General features: G+C 67.0%; 13 protein-coding genes, 1 tRNA gene and 1 pseudogene. 5 read left to right on the top strand and 10 right to left on the bottom strand.

Features of this window, described 5'->3' with window-relative positions; all coding sequences use genetic code 11:
* Positions 1-21 precede the first annotated feature (21 nt).
* The 5 genes from Q2T94_RS04645 to Q2T94_RS04625 all read right to left on the bottom strand — a co-directional run bounded on the left by Q2T94_RS04645 (position 22) and on the right by Q2T94_RS04625 (position 9,649).
* A complete protein-coding gene (locus Q2T94_RS04645; RefSeq protein ID WP_302263048.1) occupies positions 22-1,974 on the bottom strand; it encodes a TspO-related membrane protein in 1,953 nt (650 codons plus the stop codon).
* Positions 1,975-2,149: 175 nt separating this feature from the next.
* Positions 2,150-3,223 (bottom strand): pseudouridine synthase, encoded by a 1,074-nt coding sequence (locus Q2T94_RS04640; protein ID WP_302263363.1) that lies wholly within the window; start codon positions 3,221-3,223, stop codon positions 2,150-2,152.
* A gap of 63 nt (positions 3,224-3,286) precedes the next feature.
* Entirely contained in the window at positions 3,287-4,120 is an 834-nt protein-coding gene (locus Q2T94_RS04635; protein WP_264271155.1) for a DNA-formamidopyrimidine glycosylase family protein, read from the bottom strand.
* A gap of 115 nt (positions 4,121-4,235) precedes the next feature.
* Positions 4,236-9,131 carry an ATP-dependent helicase gene (locus tag Q2T94_RS04630; protein ID WP_302263047.1) on the bottom strand — a complete coding sequence of 1,632 codons (4,896 nt, stop codon included), beginning with the start codon at positions 9,129-9,131 and terminating at the stop codon, positions 4,236-4,238.
* A gap of 59 nt (positions 9,132-9,190) precedes the next feature.
* Entirely contained in the window at positions 9,191-9,649 is a 459-nt protein-coding gene (locus Q2T94_RS04625) for a 23S rRNA (pseudouridine(1915)-N(3))-methyltransferase RlmH (RefSeq protein WP_264271157.1), read from the bottom strand.
* Between the two features lie 98 nt (positions 9,650-9,747).
* On the opposite strand from Q2T94_RS04625, the gene Q2T94_RS04620 reads away from it, so the two are divergent.
* Both Q2T94_RS04620 and Q2T94_RS04615 read left to right on the top strand, forming a co-directional pair.
* Positions 9,748-10,452, top strand: coding sequence for a phosphatase PAP2 family protein (locus Q2T94_RS04620; RefSeq protein WP_302263046.1), 705 nt, complete (start codon positions 9,748-9,750; stop codon positions 10,450-10,452).
* Between the two features lie 91 nt (positions 10,453-10,543).
* The gene (locus Q2T94_RS04615) at positions 10,544-11,317 is read left to right on the top strand and encodes an SDR family oxidoreductase (RefSeq protein WP_302263045.1); all 774 of its coding nucleotides are present in this window, start codon (positions 10,544-10,546) and stop codon (positions 11,315-11,317) included.
* A 25-nt stretch (positions 11,318-11,342) separates the two neighbouring features.
* Here Q2T94_RS04615 and Q2T94_RS04610 read toward each other — a convergent pair whose 3' ends face one another.
* Positions 11,343-12,239 carry a diacylglycerol kinase catalytic domain-containing protein gene (locus Q2T94_RS04610; RefSeq protein ID WP_302263044.1) on the bottom strand — a complete coding sequence of 299 codons (897 nt, stop codon included), beginning with the start codon at positions 12,237-12,239 and terminating at the stop codon, positions 11,343-11,345.
* Positions 12,240-12,247: 8 nt separating this feature from the next.
* Complete coding sequence (locus tag Q2T94_RS04605; RefSeq protein WP_302263043.1) at positions 12,248-13,267, bottom strand: SPFH domain-containing protein; 1,020 nt, start codon at positions 13,265-13,267, stop codon at positions 12,248-12,250.
* 111 nt (positions 13,268-13,378) lie between these two features.
* Here Q2T94_RS04605 and Q2T94_RS04600 point away from each other — a divergent pair, with 111 nt between their 5' ends.
* A complete protein-coding gene (locus tag Q2T94_RS04600) occupies positions 13,379-14,113 on the top strand; it encodes an NUDIX hydrolase (RefSeq protein WP_302263042.1) in 735 nt (244 codons plus the stop codon).
* 178 nt (positions 14,114-14,291) lie between these two features.
* On the opposite strand, the gene Q2T94_RS04595 is transcribed toward Q2T94_RS04600, so the two are convergent.
* Positions 14,292-14,382: transfer RNA gene (locus tag Q2T94_RS04595), tRNA-Ser, on the bottom strand.
* Positions 14,383-14,452: 70 nt separating this feature from the next.
* On the opposite strand from Q2T94_RS04595, the gene Q2T94_RS04590 reads away from it, so the two are divergent.
* Positions 14,453-15,691: a DNA glycosylase AlkZ-like family protein gene (locus tag Q2T94_RS04590; protein WP_302263041.1), complete on the top strand. Its 1,239-nt coding sequence runs from the start codon at positions 14,453-14,455 to the stop codon at positions 15,689-15,691.
* A gap of 11 nt (positions 15,692-15,702) precedes the next feature.
* Here Q2T94_RS04590 and tadA read toward each other — a convergent pair whose 3' ends face one another.
* Both tadA and Q2T94_RS04580 read right to left on the bottom strand, forming a co-directional pair.
* A complete protein-coding gene (gene tadA, locus Q2T94_RS04585; protein WP_302263040.1) occupies positions 15,703-16,191 on the bottom strand; it encodes a tRNA adenosine(34) deaminase TadA in 489 nt (162 codons plus the stop codon).
* Between the two features lie 82 nt (positions 16,192-16,273).
* The gene (locus Q2T94_RS04580; RefSeq protein ID WP_302263039.1) at positions 16,274-17,683 is read right to left on the bottom strand and encodes an FAD-binding oxidoreductase; all 1,410 of its coding nucleotides are present in this window, start codon (positions 17,681-17,683) and stop codon (positions 16,274-16,276) included.
* A 151-nt stretch (positions 17,684-17,834) separates the two neighbouring features.
* On the opposite strand from Q2T94_RS04580, the pseudogene upp reads away from it, so the two are divergent.
* A pseudogene (upp, locus tag Q2T94_RS04575) lies at positions 17,835-18,467 on the top strand (uracil phosphoribosyltransferase); the annotation flags it as partial.
* Positions 18,468-18,496: the final 29 nt, after the last annotated feature.

The following is an 18,496-nucleotide window of genomic DNA, read 5'->3' as shown; positions in this document are numbered from 1 at the left end:
CGTGCGGCAGGATCTCGCGTCCTAGGAAAAGTCAGTCGGCTTGCCGCGGGCGGCGCGGTGCTCGGCATGGTGGATCTGGTAGCGCCGGTTCTCGGTTGCCAACAGCACCACGAAACCGGCCATTCCCGCGAGGATGGCGATCCAGATGGAGTTGTTGGTTCCCAATACCCGTGGCACGAGCAGCCAGAACATGCCCCAGCCAAATCCGATGGCCATGATGATGCGACCGCGCTCGGTCATGGACAGGCTTGTGGCACCGTAGCCCAGGGCAGGCACCAACAGGGTTGCGATCCAGATGCCCGCTCCGCCGGCACCCCAGGACTGCAGCATGTTCATGAAGGCGGACGCCAACACGACCATGCTGAAACCGGTCATCAGGCTGACGGGTGCATCGGTGAACATCCGTTCGCGCGTGGTACGGGCGGTGTTCAGGTTCAGCTCGCGCACTGAGGTGTACAGGAACCAACAGCTTGCCGCGGCAAAACCGAAGGCGGGGAAAAGCCAGTCGTTCACGGCGCTGAGCATCCACAGCACATTGCCCACGCAGGCAAGCGCAAACCAATTGCCGACGGCGCGTTGGCGCATCGCGGAGCGCTGCGAGGGCGCCCACGAGTAGGCTGCACCCGCCACCGCCCAGAGAAGGACGACTGGCCAGATCAGGTGCGCACTGGGAGCCAGCGACAACAAGGAGTAATTGGAACCCAGGGATTCGACGGTGCCGGAGGACAACGTCTCCAGGCTGGCCAGGGACACAGCTGCCGCCGCCACGGTGGCAGCGCTGCCAAGGATTCGACGGCGCATGTCCGATGGTTCCTCGACGGGGTTGGGGCCGGTCTCCGGCAGGACGTAAGGTGCCTCGTAGACCGGTTCGGCCGTGGCCTGTTGCTGGTCTATTGCGGCCTTGGCGCTGGCAACCAGGGCCGCAAGATGCTCCGGATCCATTGGCGGGGCCGGAGTGGCTGCCACCGAGGTCCCGGAGTCGGAAACCACAATGTCTTCACCGGGAGCGGCGTGCTCCGCTGGATACCAGTCTGTGGCAGGACCTGGAACCAGGTTTCCGGCATGCAATTCCGGCTCGTCGTGCACCGGGGACTCGACGGCTTGCGCATCATCGGGCTGGAGGGGGTCCGAGGCATGGAACCTCGCCGCTTCGGCACCCCTGGCGCGGTCCTCGGACTGTGTCTGGGCGGCCAGTCGTGCCTCGTCGGCCTGCCGGGCGGCGGCATCGAGCTTGGCCTGGTGGGCAAGGCGCGCGGCGTCACGCTTGGCGGCTTCCGTCTTCGCCTCGGCCCGGGCGACCTCCACCAACCGTTCTTGTTCCTTGTTCTCTGCGGCCTTGGCCCGTTCGACGCGCAACCGGTGCCACCGCCTCTTGAAAGTGGCAGGGGCTGCGTAGATCTTGTCGCCCAGGCGTTCAAGATTTGGCGCGGGCACGGAATCCAGCCAATTGTTCAGTCCGCTGAAGCCGCCGGCGATCGTCTTGGCGGGAACAATGGTTGCGTCCTTGTCCTTCGACGATTGCCCGTCCGTCAGGTGGCGCAACGGAGACTCGCCGAGTACCTGGTCCGCGGGCTTCTTGAGGACTTCATCCACGGTGTCGGGTTCGGGGACGGAGCGATGCGGCACGGGCCTGGAAATGCGTTTCGAGAGTTGTTCCTTGGCTTCTGCGGGTTTAACCGGGGCGGTCTCCCCGGCCTCACGGACCAGATCGGTGGGGCCAGGCGGCGTGGGTGCGATGTTGCTTTTGGCACCTGGCTTCGGCGTTTGGCCCGAGTTTGACGGACCTGCAGCCTTGGGCGGCTTCGTGGGCTTCATCGGCTCGGTCTTGGCCGGATCTGCTTCGCCGGCTTCGGGGGTCTTGGCTTGTTCGGACTCCGTCGGTCCGGTCTTGGCCGGATGTCCCTTGTCGGAAGTCGAGCCCGGGTTCTGCGATTTGCTTGACGCGGCGGAGGTCTTGGTATCGGAATTGTTCATGTTCAGCTCCTTCATCGCCGCGATGCATTTGGCGCATCTGCTCATCGGATGGCTTCCAGCGTACCCAACAACCCGCAGGTGATGTCCACTTCCCACGCCCGGCCGCTCGACCGGCAAAGGTGAGCTACGCCATGGCCGTTGGCAGAGCCTCGGCGACCATCCCTTCCGGTCCTGCTCAGGTGGGAGATTCGGAGAGTTCCAGTTCCGAGGTGTAACGCACCTGTGTCCCGGAGAGAGGGTCAATGAACGAAATGCTGCGGGCCAGCAGCTGCAGCGGGCGCTTGTAGTCATCCGCGGCCAAGTCCAGCAGCGTCGGGTAGAACGGGTCGTTGAGGATTCCGAGTCCCAGGGCCGCCAGGTGCACGCGCAGCTGGTGGGTCTTGCCCGAGTGCGGGCTCAGCCTGAATTTGGCGACCCGGAGCCCGGCAAAGTGCCCGTTCGAGGTCCCGGTGCCCATCAGCTCAATGAGGGACTCTGCGTTCGGTTCCCCCTGCTCTACCAACGAGCGCAACTGCCCCTTGATCTTGCTCATGCGGTTGCGATACACCAGCGGTTCGTGCGCCAGCGCGTCGAGGCGGTCGTGCAGTGCGGCGGCCGTGAGCAGGTCGTTTCCCGGTCCGGCCGTTCCGTCGACCGCGTTGCCGCTGCGTTCCTCGGCGCTTCCACCGAGCCCGCCTGTGCCCAGGACCTCGCCGGCCGGGCGCCCCGCGACCGGCTCAAGCGCCGAAACCGCCTCGTAGGTCTTGGAGATCTCGCGGCGTTCGAACAGCGTCTGGTAGGCGCCGCGGGTCTCCGGGTTGGTGGAGAAGAGCAGGATTCCTGCCGTCGCCCGATCCAGCCGGTGCATGGGGATCAGCTCCGGGTTGCCCACGCGGTTGCGCAGCCGCACGAGGGCTGACTGCTGGATGAAGCGACCGCCGGGGGTGGTGGGCAGGAAGTGCGGCTTGTCGATGACCAGCAGGTTTTCGTCGTGGTGCAGGATCGTCTCGGTGAAGGGTATGGGTTCCTCGGCCGGCAGGTTTCGGTAGTACCAGATAAATTCGTGCGCGCCCAGCGGCGTGTGCTCATCCAGGGACTCCCCGTCAAGGCCCACGACCTCGCCCTGTTGGAAGCGACGTGCGATGCCTTGGGCGTCGACGTGCCCGAATCGATGCAGCATGTATTCGCACACCGTTGCCCACTGGCCTCCGGAAGGCACGCGCAGACGGGTTGCATTGACACCGTTGCGCACGGGAAGGGGAGAAGTCATGGCCATGCACACCAGTCTTCCACGTGTGCACGGCCTGCCCCGGTGCGACAGGGGGGGGCTCTGTCAGCGCGTACGGCCGCCGCTGGGCACGTAGGAGCCCTGGCAGGAGGCACAGAAGAACACATCTCGTTCGGCGCTGCGCGTGGATTCGGCCAGCGATTCCTTTTGCAAGGTGCCACCACAGCGAAGGCACGCCTGGCCGGCACGGCCATAGACCCAGTACGGGTTCATCCCGTCGGAGCCCGTGGTCACGCGCCGGGCGCGGTCCTTGTTGGCATGCAGCAGGCGGTGGGCAATGTCGACCATATGGCCCAGGTCCTCCACCTCGCCCGCCGGGGTGCGTGGGTGCACCCGGGTGATAAAGAGCAGCTCGGAACGATACACATTGCCCAGTCCGGAAATCAGACGCTGGTCGAGCAACGCCAATCCAATGGGTCGCTCCGGGTCGATGAGCAGTCTGCGCAGTGCTTCGTCCGGATCCCAGGAATGCCCCAGCGGGTCCGGGCCCAGGTGGCCAATGACTTCAACCTCGTCGGTGGTCCGCAACACGTGCAGGAACCCGAGCTCGAAGCCCACCGCGGTGAAGGCCTTGTTGCCCAGCACCGCGCGTGCCTTGAACGCCGGGGACCGCCAGCGTTCCCCGGTGGCATAGACGTCCCAGTGACCCTCCATGAGCAGGTGCGAGTGGATGCTCAGCGGAGGGGCGGATACCTTCACGGGCGGGCGGGTGCGGATGAGCAGATGCTTGCCGCGTGAAACGACCGACTCCACCATCCAATCCACCAACGACAAGGTTGCATGGGCGGGTACGCGAAAATCGCTCACGCTCAAGGCCCTGCCCCCCAGAGCGGCCTCCAATCGACGGGCCGTGCGAAAAACTGTATCCCCTTCGGGCATCGCTAAAACCACCAATCCTGCTAGTAAAGGATGCACTTGCCCTCAAGTATCAAGTGACCTAGACCACCCAGCCTAGCCGGTGTCGGTGAATCACGGGTGGAAACCGCGAAATTACCTAGGACCTAAAACGCAGTCCACTAGGACTCGAATAGAACCCGGCACGCAGCAGGGCCGTCCCGACGGGCGTTTCGAGAACAGGTTTCCCGTTGATTTTCTCGATTCCCAGCTTGGCGATGGCTGCACGTCGCAGCACAGCCACCAACTCGGTCGCTATGGCATCAAGCACCGCGGGATCCGCGGCGGCGGAATCCTGGTCCCCGGACAGGGCGCCGAAGCCCAGCACCGTCTTGCCTCCGCGTTCCACGTACAGGGCCAGCGCGCCGTCCAGCAGCACCACCAGCGCGCCGGCCTTGCGCCCGGGGCGGTGCCCGCCGGCGGCCTCCGGCCAGCCCAATGCCGCCCCGTACGGGTTGGCCGGGTCGGTGGCCGCCAGGGCCAGCGCCACCGGAGGCGCCCCGTGTCCGGGTTCGCGGACCAGCGCACGGAGCCTGTCGATGGTCGCGGAGGTGGAGAACTGGGCGGCGCCAAGCCGCTCCACGAAGTAGCCGCGGCGAGTGTGCCCGGCCTCCTCGAGCCGGCCCAGCACCCGGTAGAGCTGTCCGAATCCGCCGGGCACCGATTCGGCGGCGACCGAGCCGCGGGTCACCACCCCGTAGCGTTCGAGCAAGAACTCGGCGGCTGCGTGGGCGCGGATGGTGGTGTCCTTTTCCGGGGCGGGCAGGGCGCCCCAGCGGCCGGAAGCCGAATCGGGGAGCTGGCGGCGGCCGGTCACATCGACAGCTCCAACAGTGCGGGAAGATCGCAGCATCGCCATGCGCCCCAGCCGGGCTGTTCGCGCCCGCGGGGCCAGTGCCGGCACGCGGTGCGCGGCCTTGCCACCGGAGACCAGCTGGCGGATCGGCGCCAGGGTGTCGGGAGCGACGGCCGAGGCCCAGAAAAGTTCCCACAGGGCCTCGAGCACTTCCGCGGAGGACGGTTCGCTTCCCGACGCCGTGCCGGAACCGTCCGGGGGTGCGACGGCCAGCAACCGGGCCAGCTGCGGCACGAAGTAGGCGCCGGAGGAACCCAGCACCGAGAACAGCTCGGTGGCTAGCGGGCCCAGAGCCGAGGTGTCGGGCAACGGCAGGCTCAGCGGCGCGTTCTCGGCGGTGTGCAGGGCGATCCAGCCGTCGGTTCCGGCCAGCGCGCCGGCGCCGGAAACCAGCACCTCTCCGGCGCTCATGAGTTCGTCAAGCATTGCGGGCCGGTAGTCACGGACGCGGGCGGGCAGCACGTGTGATTCCAGGGCGGAGGCCGGAACCGGCACCCCGGCCAGCTGTTCGATGACCGCCAGCACCCCGTCGATGCCGCGCAGTCCCGCGCCGATGCCCTGCCAGCCCGGCAGGAACCTGGCGAAGGTCTCCTGGTCCACGGGCTCGACCTCCGCGCGCAGGGCGGCCAGCGAGCGGGTGCGGATCATCCGCAGCACACCGGCATCGCAGTACTCAGTGGTGCTGCCGCCGGTTGCCGGGGCCTCGAGGAGCATTTCGGCGGGTCGGAAGGCCCCTACCATGACCCGGGAATCCGCCACCAGCCGCTCCAGCACGGAAACCACCACCGCGACGCCCAGGCCCAGTGCGGCCGCGACGTCCCCGGCGGTGAAGGGCCCGTGGGTGCGGGCAAAGCGGGAGACCAGGTCGCCCACCGGGTCGGCCACCGGGTCGATGAACGCCAGCGGCACGCCATGCGGCAGCGGCACCCCGAGCCCGTCGCGCAGCCGCGGGGCATCCTCTATCGCGGCGAACACTTCCCTGCCGCCCAGACGCACCGCGAGGGCGCGGTTGGAGCGGACCAATTGCTCCAGGTATCCGGCGGCGGCTTCCACCGCGTCGGCAGCGGAAGCGGCTTCGTCCTCGTGCCGCAGCCGGTCCGCCACGGCCTGGGCGTCCAGCGGGCCGAGCAACCGCAACAGGTCCGCCGCTCCCTCGAGCCCGGCCAACTTGCGGTTTTCTGCCGTGCGCTGGAGCTCGTCCTGGGTGCGGGCGATGACCTTGGCATCGAGCAGCTCGCGCAACTCGGTGCGGCCCAGCAACTCGCCCAGCAGCGCCGGGTCAAGGGACAGGGCTGCGGCGCGGCGCTCGGCCAGCGGCGAATCGCCCTCGTAGAGGAACTGGGCGACGTAGCCGAAGAGCAGCGACTGGGCGAAGGGAGAGGGTGTGCGGGTCTGCACCTCGCGCACCGCGATGCCGCGCGAACCCACCGCGGCAAGCAGGTTCTTCAGTGCGGGAAGGTCGTAGACGTCATTGAGGCATTCGCGAACCGTTTCCAGGATGATCGGGAAATCCGGGTACTTCCGCGCCACGTCCAGCAGCTGGGCGCTGCGTTGGCGCTGCTGCCACAGCGGGGTGCGCTTGCCGGGGCTGGTACGCGGCAACAGCAAGGCGCGGGAGGCGCATTCGCGGAAGCGGGAGGCGAAAAGCGCCGAGTTGCCCACCTGCGCGGTGACCACGTCCTCGATTTCGTCGGACTCAAAGAAGAAGAGTTCGGCACCCGGCGGTTCGTCGTCCATCGCCGGGACGCGCAGCACGATCCCGTCGTCGGCTGCCATCGCGGAGCCGTCCAGCCCGTAGCGTTCGTGCAGCCGCGCCCCGACGGCCAGCGCCCAGGGAGAATGCACGGGCAGCCCGAAGGGCGAATGCAGGATGACCCGCCAGTCACCGAGCTCGTCCACGAACCGCTCGACCACCAGCGTCTTGTCGCTGGGGACCACCGTGGTGGCTTCCGCCTGGGCTCCCAGGTAGTTCAAGAGATTCCCGGCGGCAAAGGCATCGAGCCCGATGCCGGCCAGCTTCTCCCGCGAGGCTTCGGCGGGCAGGTTGACCAGTTCGGAGGTGAACTTGCCCAGCGCCTCGCCGAGTTCCACCGGCCGGCCCTGGGTGTCGCCCTTCCAGAACGGCAGTTTTCCCGGCTGTCCGAAGGCCGGGGAGACCAGCACCCGGTCGTGGGTGATGTCCTCGATCCGCCAGCTGGTGGCCCCCAGCGCGAACACGTCGGTGACGCGGGACTCGTAGACCATTTCCTCGTCGAGCTCGCCCACCCGGCGCCCGCCCTTGGCACCGTCCTTGCTGGAGGAATCCTCTGAACCGACAAGATACACGCCGAAAAGTCCGCGGTCCGGGATCGTGCCGCCGCTGACGACGGCCAGTCGCTGCGCGCCCGGCCGGCCCGTGAGCACCCCGGCGTCGCGGTCCCAGACGATGCGCGGTCGCAGTTGCGCGAACTCGTCCGAGGGATACTTGCCCGCCAGCATTTCCAGTGTCGCGGTGAACGCGGCGCGCGGCAGCGAGGCATAGGGTGCCGAACGGCGGACCGTCTCGAACCAGGCCTCCACACCCACGTCCTCCAGCGCGCACGCCGCCAGCGTCTGTTGCGCCAGCACGTCCAGCGGGTTGGCGGGAATGTGCAGCTTTTCGATCTTGCCCTCGCGCATGCGCGAGACGGTCAGTGCGGTGCTCAACAAATCCGACCGGTGCTTCGGGAAGAAGGTGCCGGTGGAAGTCTCGCCAACCTGGTGCCCGGCGCGGCCCACGCGCTGCAGGCCCGAGGCCACCGAAGGCGGGGACTCGACCTGGATCACCAGGTCAACCAGGCCCATATCGATGCCCAGTTCCAGGGAACTGGTGGCCACCACGGCCCGCAGCACCCCGGTCTTTAGATCGTCCTCGATGTTCGCACGGGTTTCCTTGGACACCGAGCCATGGTGCGCGCGGGCCAACGGTGCCACCGCCCCTCGCTCGCCCGCCGGGACACTGGTGGCGGTCGTTCCGGCCTGGGCCATCGTGGCAGCCGGCATTCCGGTGCCCGGCTGGACCCGCGCCGCGGGCGTGCCTGCACCCGTCTCGGCTCCGGTGGAACCGATGCCGTTGGAGGCGAAGGTCGCTTCGGGGACGGCGTCCGTCCCCGCCGCCCGGGATTCGTGGATCTCGTTCAGCCGCCCGGTCAGCCGCTCGGCCAGCCTGCGCGAATTGGCAAAGACGATGGTGGAGCGGTTCGCCTCGATCAAATCGACGATCTGTTCCTCGACGTGCGGCCAGATGCTGGCCTGCGGGGCCAGCCCGGAACCGGGTCCCAGGTCGTGGGCGGCCGCGGCGGCGGGCAGGTCGGTCATGTCCTCGACAGGTACCCGCACGCTCAGTTCCCAGGTCTTGGTGATCGGCGGGGCGATGATGCTCACCGGGGCGGTGCCGCCCAGGAAGCGGGCCACCTCGTCGCGCGGTTCGACGGTGGCGGAGAGCCCGATGCGTTGGGCGGGGGCAGGGAGCAGGGCATCGAGGCGCTCCAGGGACAACGCAAGGTGGGCCCCGCGCTTGGTGCCGGCCACCGCATGGACCTCATCGATGATCACGGTGTGCACGCCAACCAGGGATTCGCGGGCCCTGGAAGTGAGCATCAGGTAGAGCGACTCGGGGGTGGTGATGAGGATGTCGGGCGGGTTGGTCACCAGCTTGCGGCGTTCGTTGGCCGGGGTGTCGCCTGAGCGCACGCCGACCGACACCTGGGGCACCGCGAGTCCCAGGTGCGCGGCGGTGGCCTTGATGCCCACCAGCGGGGCGCGCAGGTTGCGCTCCACGTCCACGCCAAGTGCCTTCAACGGCGAAATGTAGAGCACCTTGGTGCCGCCGGATGTGGTCTCGGCCTTTTTGTCCTTGGACGCCCCCGATTCCAGTCCCGGAAGTGCGGGGGCCGTGATCTCCGTGGCGGTGCGGGCGAAGGAATCCAGGGCCCACAGGAACGCCGACAGGGTCTTGCCCGATCCCGTGGGGGCAACGACCAAGGCATGTCGGCCCGTGGAGATGGCGTCCCACGCTCCGATCTGGGCGGGCGTCGGCGCGGCGAAGGCTCCCTCGAACCAGGCCCGCGTCGCGGGGGTGAACCGCTCAAGGACGTGCGCCGCTTCAACATTCTTAGCCATCGACCCCAGCCTAAGCGCTCGCAGGGTCAATTAGGGGCCGGATTACCGCAGGGGCCCGGCTAGACGTGGTGGTACTTGCCGCCACCGGAGATTTCCTGGGCTCGGTAGAGCTGCTCGGTGAGGATCAGCCGCACCAGCTGGTGCGGGAAGACCAGTTTTGACAGGCTCCAGACGAAGTCGGCGCGGGAATGGACCGATTCGTCGACCCCGTAGGCGCCGCCGATCACCACGGTGATGTTCCGCGAAGTGTCGAAGGGTCGCTGAAGGGTCTTGGCCAGGGTCGGGGAATCGATGTTCTTGCCCCGCTCATCCAGCAGCACCAGGAAATCCCGGGAATCGACCTTCGCCAGGATTCGCTCGGATTCCTCGGCGCGGGCCGAATCCCCCTCGCGTGCCGAGTGGGGGAGCAGCTGCCACTTGAGGTCGAAGGGCTTTTTCATGCGTTTTTCGTAGCGTTCGATGCCCTCGGTCACCCAGGATTCATGTTTCTTGCCGATGGCCAGCACGCGAATTGTCATGCTTCCATCTTCCCGTATGCCGGTCCAAGCCTCCGGCACGCGGGGAGGAGGGCTGCCGCTTCGGGCCGTGCCAAGGCACGGACGTTAGGCTGGATTTCATGAATTCGCCGCGCCGGACCGGGAAGAACCGCAGCCATGCCGGGTCGATCCTGGTTTTTTCCCTCGCCATTTTGCTGGGGCTTTTTGCCGTGGCACGCCGCATCTGGGTTTCGGCGCGCGCCGGCGGGGTTCCCAGTGTCTGGGACATCCCGGTCCTGGAATGGATGGTGTCGAACCGGAATGCGGCCACGACGGACGCGGCCTGGTTCTTCACCATCCTGGGGGACACCCCTGCCATGACCATTCTGGCGTTGTGCATTGCAGTCCTGTTCTCATGGCGCACCCGTGGCGTGTGGCCGGGAGTGCTCATCGCCGTGACGGCCGCGGGTTCCGTGGCATTGACGGTCGTGCTCAAGGCCACCCTGGGCCGGGCGCGGCCTTCACTGGACAGCGTTCTTGCCCCGCTCCCCGCGTCCTTTGCCTTCCCCAGCGGCCACGCACTGAATTCCATGGCGATCCTGGGGGTCGTCGGATACCTGTCGATCCTCATTTTGCGCACCCTCTGGGCGCGAGTCCTGGTCCTGTGCACCTTGGCGTGCTTTGTGCTTGGCGTGGGATGGAGCCGGATCTACCTGGGGCACCACTGGCTGACCGATGTCCTGGGTGGATTGCTCATCGGCGGCGCATGGGCTGCCGTCGTCATCCTCCTGCATCACTTCGTGCTGCTCAGGAACCGGCGCACGGTCAGGTGGCTGCAGCTCTAGGTTCCAGTGACTTGCCCCTGCGGCACCCGATGGTTTTTGGGGCACGCTCTTCCCTCGAACCAACGCCGCCAACGGGCGTAGGCTGACATGCATGAGGGTGAGTGTTCTCGGCGGCAGCGGAAACATGGGCAAGCGGGTCGTCGGCCTGTTGCAGGAGGCCGGCCACGAAGTGGTGGTTGCGAGCCGTTCATCCGGCGTTGACGCCTACACGGGATTTGGCTTGGCGGTGGCGCTGCGCGGTGCCGATACCGTGGTGGACTGCCTCAACATGACATCGGTCAACGCGCGAGCTTGCATCGATTTCCATGAAACCACGGCCAAGAACATCATTCGCTCCGCGGAGCAGGAAGGCGTCAAGCACCTGGTGTGCATCTCGATCATCAATGCCCGCAATCCGGAGGTCAACCGGCGCATGGGCTACTACCGGGGCAAGGCCGCGCAGGAGGCCCGCTACCAAAACGCCAAGATCCCCACCACCATTGTTCGTTCCACCCAGTGGTTCGAGCTGGCCGAGACCTTGCTGGACCAGATGAAATTCGGGCCTGTGGCGGTGGTGCCGCATATGCATTGCCAGCCGGTCGCGGCCGATGCGGTGGCGCAATTGGTTGTTTCCATGGCCGAGGCGGGGTCGGACGCTCCGGCTGGAGTTGAACTTGCAGGTCCCGAACCCCGCAACATGGCCCGGCTGGCGCGCCTTGTTGCCAGGAGCAACGCCGCCGCGAACCACCGTGGGCCGCATCCCCGCGTCATTGGCGTCCCGGTGCCGGGAATGAAGGCGTTGAACGGCGGGCTGCTCCCCGCCAACGCCGTCCGTACTGATCCAACGACCTTTGAGCAGTGGCTGGCCAACGGCCGCAGAGCCTAGGTTGCCCCTTCCAATCACTCCGCTCCTATGCGAGCCGGAGTGGCCGAACGCCGAGCTGGATGCTGACTTCCTGTCCCCACGAGGCGGTGAGGCGGTCCTGCTCCATGCCGTCGCCAAACACCACTAGTTGGTCCGACGCCACGGTGAGGCGCAGCGGTTCGTTTGCTTCAAGCACGCCTTCCGTCAGGGACGTCCCCGTGATGGGGGAGGGCCACGCTTCGCGGACAAACCAGGCCAGTCGGGGGTCCGTCGGGTCCGGCAGTGGCCGACCTCCGCGTTCGAGGGCTATGGAGGCGCACCATCCGGTGGCGCCCGTTCCGGTGGAAACGATGAGCCCGGACGAAGAGTGCCTTTCGGTCCGTCCGTCCGGTGTCGTGAGCTGGTAACGGGCAGACTGGTGGGAAGGGTGCCCGATGAAAATCTCGTTGAGCCCCGACAGTTCCTGACCGTCGTCGAGCCGCGCCGTCACCATGGCAAGTTCCCGGCAGCGCAGCGCAATCCTGTCCCCGTCCGGGGCGGCGTTCTGCAGCAGCCGTGCGGCATCCGCGGTGGTGTGCCGGACCAGAACGCCCGGATTCATTCCCGGTTCCGGGTCGATCCCGATGACGGGCTGTCCGGTGAGGTACTTGGCCACATTGGCCACGAGTCCGTCTTGGCCCACGACGGCGATGACGTCCTCGGCGGTGAACAGAAACCTGCCCAGGTCTGCGCGTTCCACCGCGGCGCGGCGCCAGTCGGGCGGCGCCGCGGCGCGGATGGTTGCCAACGCCGCGCCGAGCAGCTCGTGGCGCGCCTGGACGGCGACAAGGGTTCGGCCCCGGGTGCGGAGAAAGAACTCTGCCTGGCCGAGCGTGGCGTGCCGGTCCAACAATTCCGCCAACTCGGTGCGCCGATGGACGATGACGAGGCGAGGTGTTGCCATGGCCGGGCCTACTTTCCGCCAGCGGCCGCGGCGCCCGGCTCCCGGATCAACCCGGCCAGTGCCCCGCTGAGCAGGTCCGGGGTGACGGTCAGGTTACCGATGTTCGGCAGCGAGCCGGCGGCTTCGCGGACCGCCAGAGCCAGCAGGGTGGCCTGGTCCATGCCCCGGTAGACCTCCATGGCGGCGGCTTCCCGTGCTGCTTCCGCCTCGCCCACCAAACGGATCCGGTTGGCCTCGGCGGTGGCGCCGATGCCCCGGCGTTCGGCTTCCGCATTGGCCTGGACCAGGCCGGCGGCGGCCTGTTCCTCGGCTTCGCGCCTGGCGTTGGCACCCTCTTGGGCCACGAGGTGTTCGCGCCGGGAGGCCAGTTCGATCTGGCTGGCCATCTCGTTCTCCGAGATGGTCCGTTCGCGTTCGACCGCAACTGCCCGGCGTTCGTACACGGCACGGTCGGCCTCGGCCTGCAGTTGTTCGCGGACCGGTGTCTGAAGCGCCCGTTCGACCTCGGACTCCGGCCGGACGGCGAGGACCTGTACGCCGAGGATCTCGATGCCGGTGGACACCAGCCGGGTGTCCGCGCTCAGGGCCTCGGTGAGGAGGTTGCGAAGCTCGCTGACGCCGTGTTCCAGCGACTGGGCGAGCGTGGTGGTGGCGATGTGGTCGATCGCGTGGCTCTGGCAGAGCTGGCCGATGATGGTGGCCACCTGCTCCTTGCCGCCGGAGGTTGCCGGGCCCGCCGGCTGGAGGCCGAAGTCGAGCCTGCTGGCCACGGACACCGGGTCCACGAAGCGGTAGGTGACGTTGGCCTGGACGCTGACGTCCTGGTGGTCGCGGGTGATGGCGTGGAAGAGCGTGGGTAGTTCCTGGTCGTCGACGGGAACCTCGCTGAGTACGGATGACGCCGGCCGGAACCAAAACGCCTGGCCCACACCTTGGTGCCTGACGGCGCCCTTTTGCAGGTGGACAACGTAACCGGTGGGGCTGCCCAGGAAGTGGCTGATCCAGGGGTAGCGCTTGATGGTGGCCATGGCGGGGGTTCTCCTCAAACTTCACTACTTGTCGTCACTTTGACGATAAGACGAGCATAGAGTGCTTACTGAATTATTGTCAACATGACGATAAGTATTTATGATGGGTGCATGCCTCAATCCCATCCGGAGCCCACGCGCTTCCCGGTGACGGTGGACATCGTCGCCCTCACCGTCCGCGACGATGCCCTGAACGTCCTGCTGATCACCCGCCTGATCGAGCCGTTCCGCGGCAGACTCGCGCTGCCGGGAGGGTTCGTGCTTGCCGGAGAGGGCCTCGGGGAGGCTGCGATCCGCGAGCTGGCGGAGGAGACCGGGGTCGAGCAGGTCCCGGGGCACCTGGAGCAGCTGCAGAGCTATGGGCCGAAGGGGCGTGACCCGCGCGGGGATGTGCTCACCGTGGCCCACCTGATGCTGGCGCCCAACTTTCCCGTATTGTCCGCCGGAAGCGACGCCGAGCACGCCGCTTGGTATCCGGTCAGCCACGTTCTGGAGGGGGAAACCGAACTTGCCTTCGACCACGGGCGCATCCTGGCCGATGCCGTGGAGCGTGCCAGGTCAAAGCTCGAGTACTCGCCGCTGGGGGCGGCTTTCTGCGGGGATGAATTCACCATCGCGCAGCTCCGCGCCGTGTATGAGGCGGTGTGGGGCACCCGCCTGGATCCTCGGAACTTCCACCGCAAGGCCACGGGAAACCCCGGTTTCCTCGAGGACACCGAGCGAATGACCGCGGGCGAAGCCGGTCGCCCTGCGGCGCTTTTCCGGCTCGCGCCGGCGGCCCGTTCCGCGGCGGGAGAACCAGTCCGGGCGGTGCTCAACCCGCCTCTCATGCGGCCTCGCCCTTAAGGGTCGGCGCCGCCGACAAGAACTGTGAGCGTTGCCCCCAGTGAGCGTTGCCCGCCCGGCGTCGCCAAACGAGGAATCTTGCGAGAATTTTGTTGGCGTTGCGTTGCTGTGAGGTCAATTTCCGGGCAAAGCAAAAGGCCCCGAATCCCTTGTTTAGAGGGGAATCGGGGCCTTTTTCTGGCGGTGACGGAGGGATTTGAACCCTCGGTACGGGGTTACCGTACACAACATTTCGAGTGTTGCACCTTCGGCCGCTCGGACACGTCACCAGACCAGAACACTCTACCGGGTAAATGGCCCACAACAAAAACGAGTCATCTTTCGGGGCAGAATGTAGCCATGACGACGAAGAGCGAAACGCCGCAAGTTCCCCAGGAGAAGTTGACCCCGCAAGTGCTGCGCGCCTGGTCGTGGCATCGCCAGGGACTGGATGGTTCGCTGGCGGGATGTGATTCGGCAACAGTCCTGGACCGCGTGGGCTGGGCCCGGTCGATCGGCGGCGCCAACGCCTACCTGACGCTCTTCGCGCGTGCAGGAATCCGCCGCCCCGAGGCCGACGGCGCGCTCGCCGCGCAGGACATCCACGAACTGCCCACCGCACGGGGCTGCACCTACGTCCTGCCCGCCAAGGACTATGCCTGGGGGCTGCAAATGGGGCATGCATCGGCGGAGGCCGCGGTGAAGGTGTTGGTGCGCCTGGGCGTGGAGCGGGAAGAAATCGAGCAACTGGCCGAAGCTGTGCTGCGGGTCCTGCTCCGGGCTCGGGGCACCGCCGAGGAAGCACTGGATCCCCGCGGGCTGAAGGAGATCCTGGGCGACAAGGTCCGAAGCATGGGCGAGGAAGGCAAGAAGAAGGGCGCCAGCACCACGCTGCCCGCAGCGCTCGGGCTCCTGCAGGCTGACGGGCGGATCCGGCGCGTGCCGGTGAACGGGCGGCTGGACCAGCAGCGCTACTCCTATGTGGCTTGGGAACTGCCTGCCAGCGGGGAATCCGACGAAGCAGTCAGGGCGCGGATGCTCGAGCGGTTCCTGGGTTGGACGGGCGGGGCCACGCTGGGACAGATCCGCTGGTTCAACGCCTTCACCGTGGCCCAAGCCAAGAAGGCACTGCAGGCAACAGGGGCCGTGGAAGTCGCCACCGCGGCCGGCGACGTGCTGTGGATGCTGCCGGAAGACGTGGACGGGCTCGCCGGATTCGAGGTACCGCCGGCCGAAGACATCCAGCTGCTGTCGGGCTCCGATTCGCTCGTGTTGCTGCGCCGGAACGCGGCCGACCTGTTCGACAAAGCAGGCACCGAATCGGTGCAGGGGATGAGTGGGTCGGCACTGGCCGCCGATCTCTCGGACCACCCGATCGTGGACCGCGGCCGGATCATCGGATTGTGGCAGTACGACCCGGAAGGCACCCGGATTGCCTGGTGGACGTTCGAGCCCGCAAGCGCCGGCGTGCGCTCGCGCATTTCGCAGGTCGAGGCATGGATCACCGAGGATCTGGGGGACTTCAGGTCCTTCAGCCTGGATTCGCCGAAGTCGCGGGCGAAGAACATCGCCAGGCTCGATGCGTTGCGAAAGAAATAGCGGGCCCTGGCTTAGTCCAGGCGCCGGGCGCGGAAGAAATCGGTGAGCAGGGCTGCGCATTCGGCCTCCCGCACCCCGGGGTAGACCTCGACCCAGTGGTTCAGCCGCGGCTCGCGCAGGATGTCGAACACCGAGCCGACGGCGCCGGCCTTCTCGTCCCAGGCACCGAAGACGACCTTCGGGATGCGCGCGAGCACTATGGCCCCGGCGCACATGGCGCAGGGCTCGAGGGTGACCACCAGGGTGCAGTCCTCCAGCCGCCAACCATCCCCGGCCCCGGCGTCGCGCAACGCCTGGGCCGCGGCACGGATGGCCACGAGCTCTGCGTGGGCCGTGGGGTCCCCATGCGCCTCGCGCTCGTTGCGACCGGTGGCCAGCACCTTTGAATCGGGGCCAATGACCACCGCGCCGATGGGAACATCGCCGGTGGCCAGGGCGGCACGGGCCTCGTCCAGGGCCAGGCCCATGAGGTCGCGGTGGCTGGGCTGTTCAGGATTCACCCGGCCAAGTCTAGTTCCGGTGCAGGCACCCCCGCTGCCTGCTTGTGCCCGAAGTCGGCCGACCAGCTGCCCGAACTCGTGGCTAGCCAGCGTTCGGCAGGACGATGTTGTGGTTGAGGCGAAGCCTGTTGTGCGGGTCGTAACGGCGTTTGAGCGCGGTAAGCCTTGCGAGCTTTTCGGCCCCGTAGACGCCGAGGGCATCGAAGCCACCTGGCACGTGCTCATCGCTGCTGGAAAAATTCACGTACTCCCCGCCGTGCGTGAAGGGTTGCATTTCATGGTGGAAGCCGCGGATGAAAGCCACATGGTGGTCGTCGCGTTCCTTCCCGTTCCAGAACCCGTAGATGTTGAGCCAGAAGGGGGAGCTCCGGTCCTCGAATGCCGTTGCTTCGGGGCGAACCCGTCCCATGGCGCCACCCATGACGTGGATGTCGAAGCCCATGCCCGGCCAGTCGAGTTGCCGCGCCCGGGCGGTGAATACGTTGATGGCCTCGTCCGAGAGGTCATCCAGTGCCGAGTTCTTCCAGTAGGCGCGCACGCCTTTGGGGAACATCTCGTCCACCACGGACTGCCAGTCGGGCCATGAAACGGGGGAGATATCCTGCTCCTCGGTGGGCGCAGCCGCGAGGAATTCCTCGATGCAGGCGGCTCCGGCCGCATGATCCGGATCCGCCCAGAGGAATCCGACGATGAGCACGCTGCTGTTGCCCAGCTCCCACTCGGGCGGCGGCACCATGGCAGTGACGATGACCGTCATCTGGTCCGGGAGCCCGGCGGCCCAGTCGCGCAGGGCGCGCAAGGCTTGCTTCCACTGTTTTGGACGGTAGATCAGGTTCCCGGCATAGAGGGTTTCCGGCAGCGGGTGGGCCTTGAACGTGAACTCGGTGACGACCCCGAAGTTTCCGCCGCCTCCGGTGAGACCCCAGAGCAGGTCGGGATTGGTGGTGTCGTCGGTGTGGACCAACTCGCCCTCGGGGGTGACAAGGTCCGCCGCCGTAAGGTTGTCAACGGTCAGTCCGAAGGGCCGGGTGAGCCAGCCAAAGCCGCCGCCCAGACACAGCCCGGCGACCCCGGTCTTGGAGACGACCCCGACGGGAACCGCCAGCCCGTGGGCGCTGGTAGCGCGGTCGAGTTCACCCAGCAGTACCCCTCCACCGACCCTCACCCGTTGCTCCGCGGCATCCACGTGCACGCTGTTCAGGGCACGCATATCGAGCACCAAGCCGTGCTCGACGGTGGCGAACCCCGCCACGTTGTGCCCGCCGGAACGAATCGCCAACGGCAACCCGTGCTCACGGGCGAAGGCCAGCGCGAGAGACACGTCCGCGACGTCGGCGGCGCCGACCACCAGCATGGGGTGCCTGTCGATCATGGCGTTCCAGACGGTGCGGACCTCGCCGTATTCGGGGTCGGCGGCGGTGAAGAGCAGCCCGTGCAGTGACGCTGACAGCGACCGCAGTGCGGATGCCGGAAGCGGGTGGGTGATGTCCATGGTGCCAGCTTCGTGTTGTGTCCAGGTCGAGACCGGCCCGGTCTGTGGCCCATTCTCCTCGCGGCCCAAAGGCCGGTCAATGGCGGGAATCACCCGAAGCCGGAAAGCGAAAGCCGGGGAACGTGCCCGTTTGGCTGGTAGATTTTGGTGCATGCGCGTACAGGTAATCGACCACCCATTGGTGGCCCACAAGGTATCGGTCCTTCGGGACAAGAACACCCCGTCGCCGGTCTTCCGGCAGCTGACCGACGAGCTGGTGACCCTGCTGGCCTACGAGGCAACGCGCGAGGTCAAGACCGTCGAGGTCCAGGTTCAGACCCCGGTGGCCACGACCACCGGCATCGCCTTCGCCAAGCCGACACCGCTGGTGGTGCCGATCCTGCGCGCCGGCCTGGGCATGCTCGAGGGCATGACCCGCTTGGTTCCCACCGCCGAGGTCGGCTTCCTGGGCATGGCCCGCAACGAGGAAACCCTCGACATCATCACCTACGCCGAGCGACTTCCCTCCGATTTGACCGGACGCCAGGTGTTCGTGCTCGATCCGATGCTGGCCACCGGCGGCACGCTGATCGAATCGATCAAGTTCCTCTTTGACCGCGGAGCCGCGGACGTCACCTGCATCTGCCTGATCGCCGCCCCCGAGGGCCTGGCTCGCCTCGAGGAGGCCTACGGCGACAACGAGAAGGTCCACCTGGTGCTGGGCGCCCTGGACGAGAAGCTCGATGAGAACGCCTACATCGTTCCCGGCCTGGGCGACGCCGGCGACCGCCTCTACGGCGTGGCACACTTTTTTTTTTGTTGTTTTTTTTTTTT

Source organism: Paeniglutamicibacter sulfureus (assembly GCF_030512175.1).
Lineage (GTDB): Bacteria > Actinomycetota > Actinomycetes > Actinomycetales > Micrococcaceae > Paeniglutamicibacter > Paeniglutamicibacter sulfureus.
This window is presented reverse-complemented; position numbering and strand designations above follow the sequence as displayed.

What these genes read in the sequence shown, in the direction of transcription:
- Q2T94_RS04645 (WP_302263048.1), bottom strand. Translation starts at nt 1,974, where the DNA reads ATGAACAATTCCGATACCAAGACCTCCGCCGCGTCAAGCAAATCGCAG.
- Q2T94_RS04640 (WP_302263363.1), bottom strand. Translation starts at nt 3,223, where the DNA reads ATGACTTCTCCCCTTCCCGTGCGCAACGGTGTCAATGCAACCCGTCTG.
- Q2T94_RS04635 (WP_264271155.1), bottom strand. Translation starts at nt 4,120, where the DNA reads ATGCCCGAAGGGGATACAGTTTTTCGCACGGCCCGTCGATTGGAGGCC.
- Q2T94_RS04630 (WP_302263047.1), bottom strand. Translation starts at nt 9,131, where the DNA reads ATGGCTAAGAATGTTGAAGCGGCGCACGTCCTTGAGCGGTTCACCCCC.
- Q2T94_RS04625 (WP_264271157.1), bottom strand. Translation starts at nt 9,649, where the DNA reads ATGACAATTCGCGTGCTGGCCATCGGCAAGAAACATGAATCCTGGGTG.
- Q2T94_RS04620 (WP_302263046.1), top strand. Translation starts at nt 9,748, where the DNA reads ATGAATTCGCCGCGCCGGACCGGGAAGAACCGCAGCCATGCCGGGTCG.
- Q2T94_RS04615 (WP_302263045.1), top strand. Translation starts at nt 10,544, where the DNA reads ATGAGGGTGAGTGTTCTCGGCGGCAGCGGAAACATGGGCAAGCGGGTC.
- Q2T94_RS04610 (WP_302263044.1), bottom strand. Translation starts at nt 12,239, where the DNA reads ATGGCAACACCTCGCCTCGTCATCGTCCATCGGCGCACCGAGTTGGCG.
- Q2T94_RS04605 (WP_302263043.1), bottom strand. Translation starts at nt 13,267, where the DNA reads ATGGCCACCATCAAGCGCTACCCCTGGATCAGCCACTTCCTGGGCAGC.
- Q2T94_RS04600 (WP_302263042.1), top strand. Translation starts at nt 13,379, where the DNA reads ATGCCTCAATCCCATCCGGAGCCCACGCGCTTCCCGGTGACGGTGGAC.
- Q2T94_RS04590 (WP_302263041.1), top strand. Translation starts at nt 14,453, where the DNA reads ATGACGACGAAGAGCGAAACGCCGCAAGTTCCCCAGGAGAAGTTGACC.
- Q2T94_RS04580 (WP_302263039.1), bottom strand. Translation starts at nt 17,683, where the DNA reads ATGGACATCACCCACCCGCTTCCGGCATCCGCACTGCGGTCGCTGTCA.